The 3177-nt window shown below is 41.7% G+C and carries 1 protein-coding gene; it reads left to right on the top strand.

Going from position 1 to position 3177, the window contains the following annotated elements; all coding sequences use genetic code 11:
- Positions 1 to 169 precede the first annotated feature (169 nt).
- The gene (locus MHI22_RS23335; RefSeq protein ID WP_330493521.1) at positions 170 to 2941 is read left to right on the top strand and encodes an S-layer homology domain-containing protein; all 2772 of its coding nucleotides are present in this window, start codon (positions 170 to 172) and stop codon (positions 2939 to 2941) included.
- Positions 2942 to 3177: the final 236 nt, after the last annotated feature.

Here is a 3177-nt window from a genome sequence, read left to right as displayed (position 1 = left end):
CAAATAAAAAGATATGTAGGCAAAGGAACTGGTTCGGCTGGGGGGGAGAAGCATATTAACACATACTTATGCGATCTTTTTGTTAACAGAATACATCACAAAAGTAATACTAATCCAAATTTAAAGTTGTCCAGAAGGAAGTTAGTAACAAATTGGAGGTAATTAAAAAATGAATTATTTTAAAAGAATAACGGGTACTGTAAAAGGAATAGCCAATAAGCGAATGATTTCACTGCTGTTATTTCTGACAATGTTTTTTTCACTCATGCCACAGTTTATGTTGTCGGCAAATGCGGATAGCGAAGTTACCCTGTTTGTATCACCCAGTACAGTTTCCAACGATACTGCTCCTAGAGCGGATGGCGCAACCTATGCCACGCTGCAGGGAGCGATAAATGCAGCCCAGAACAATGATACGATTGCTGTAACAGAAGATATAACGATGTCAACGACAATTTCAATTATGAAAGATATTACGCTAATAGCTAGTGGAGGAAATTCCAAAATTACATTGGGTATTAATGCTAGTTTTTGGGTCCAGAATGGCTTTGATTTGACTTTGGGTGGAGGCTCGGATACTGAAGTACTTACGCTTACGGGTTCTCAGAGAACACTTATATCTGTTGCAAATGGCAATATTGTAGTAAACAACGGAGCAAAGCTTTTAGCAACTGGCACTGGGAATATGGTACTGGATTTATACGATCCGAAGGCGTCCGGAAAAATAACTGGCGGACATTTGGAATCTTCCGGATCAATCGCCATTTCGATGACGAATGGTGCTACACTGGAGGAAATCAGTGGCGGAACTATCATTGGTAAAATGCACTCGTTATATATGTATGACGAAGGTACAAAAGTCAATCTAATTTCGGGTGGCACTTTCAAAAATTTGGCTGCTGCTCCAGATAGGTGGGCAAATGTTCAGGTGGACGGTAAGGCACAAATTGGTGAGATTTCCAACGGTGATTTTTTTGCGGAACATGAGATTTCCGCTCTTCGCCTAATTCGAGGTGGAAAAATTGGGGAAATCAGCGGTGGGAGATTTATTTGTGCGTATACTGGACTTACTACTAATAAAGAAGGAAGAGGAGTTGACATTGTAGCATTGGACTATCCGTCAGGTATCGATGAAATATCAGGCGGAACTTTCGACGGAGAGATAGGTGTTCTGCTGATCGAGGCCGGCGCTTATATTAACACGATAAGCGGAGGAACTTTTTCAGGTGGACAATCTGGCCTCCAAAATGATATTGGCGGTACTATTGGTACCATTAACAATGCCGTTATCACTTCAACGAACATTGGTCTTCTGAATGTTGGCACGATTAATGAAATCGGCAGTGGCACAGAAATCACTGGAGATTCTCTTGCCCTTTGGAACTATGCGTCGAATAATCCAAATGCTATTATCAAGCTCATCAGTGGGGGCAAATTTACCACCGTTAGCGCATCTGGGGAAGCTTTTCTAAACGAAACCACAGTAAACTTGATTTCAGGCGGCATTTTCACTGGTGGGTTCTATGCAATCAATTCAACTACATCAAGCAGCACTTCTCCTGCAAAAATCGGCACTATATCGGGAGGCGTTTTTTACGCCCAAACAACAGGTGGTGCAAGCCTTGTAGCTATCAAACTAGCCAATCCGTTAATTTTGGAGCCTGCTTTAATTACTAATAAGGGGGTAGCGCGTTTTTGGGGAAACGGAGGCAGTATTTTTAATGATGAATCCCTTGTAATCTACCCAGCAGGTTATCATATGAGTACTGCTACTGAAGCGGTAAGCAGTATTGCAGGTGTAGAATTTAAATATTTGACAAAGTCACTTTATACGGTAACCTTTAATTCCAACGGTGGTTCTGTAGTGGCAGAAAAAACGGATATACCCCTAGGTAGCCTTATAACCGAGCCAACGTTACCGACCAAAAGTGGCTATACATTCAGCGGTTGGTATAAAGAAGATTCCCTAACCAATGCATGGGACTTTGCTATAGATACTGTTACCGACAACATTACGTTATACGCAAAATGGATAAGTAAAGGTGGTAGTGGTAGCGGTAATGGCAGTGGCAGTGGCGATGGCAGTGGTACACCTACGGCAACATTACTAGTTCAAGGCATAGACAAGCAAACCGGGGAAATTATTTATAGTAAAAGTTCAAGTATTACAGTTGGCAGCACAGAAACTATAAACGCCCCGGCTATTGAGAGTTATCAATTGGATGCAGGCAGTAAAAGGACGGAAACGATAACGATCAAATCAGGTGAAAACAAGGTTGTATTCTACTATAACAAGAACACAGTCGCTATCCCTGAGCTTGAAACCGGTGAGCATATCAAGTATATCAATGGCTACCCTGACGGCAGCGTAAAGCCAGAAAGCTCAATCACAAGAGCGGAAGCAGCAGCAATATTTTTCAGACTGATAAAAGACGAAAATAAGAATACGGCTGTAAGTGGAAAGTTCAGCGATGTCGGTGGCGGCACATGGTATGAACAGTCGGTCAATTACCTTGCAAGTCAAGGTATACTGAAAGGGTATGGGGATGGCACGTTCAAACCTAGACAGACAATCACAAGAGCGGAATTTGCAGCCATAGCCTCAAGATTTGATAACCTGTTAACAAGCGAAAACACTTCGTTCAATGATGTGCCAATCAATCATTGGGCGGCAGAGTATATTGACAGCGCGTATACTAAGGGTTGGATTAATGGCTATCCTGACGGCAGCTTTAGACCAGCAAGTTCAATCACCCGCGCGGAAGTTGTGAAAATTGTAAACACCATGTTAAACCGCAAAATCGAACTTAACGATATTCCATCGGACGCGCCGCAATACAAGGATTTAAATAAAACACATTGGGCATATTGCCACATCATAGAAGCGTCTACAGAGCATACCTACACACGTAAGGAAAACGGCTATGAGCTGTGGAAATAGTAAAGTAATTATTTTCTATTATTTTACTCTGCATGTTTCGATCTATGTGCCGAAAGAAAAAACAAAATCAGCGGAGGAGACCTTAAATTTGATATAATGATCGTTCTTCCGTTGAATTGTTAAAAGCATAGATAAATAAACTGGTGATAGGTATGCAACAAGAGTTCGATTAGGGGAAATTGATCTGGCTGATTCTCATATTCGAAAGTGAACTGCGCCGAATTGTTAGATCCACT

This window comes from Lysinibacillus sp. FSL L8-0312 (assembly GCF_038003285.1).
Lineage (GTDB): Bacteria > Bacillota > Bacilli > Bacillales_A > Planococcaceae > Lysinibacillus > Lysinibacillus fusiformis_D.
This window is presented reverse-complemented; position numbering and strand designations above follow the sequence as displayed.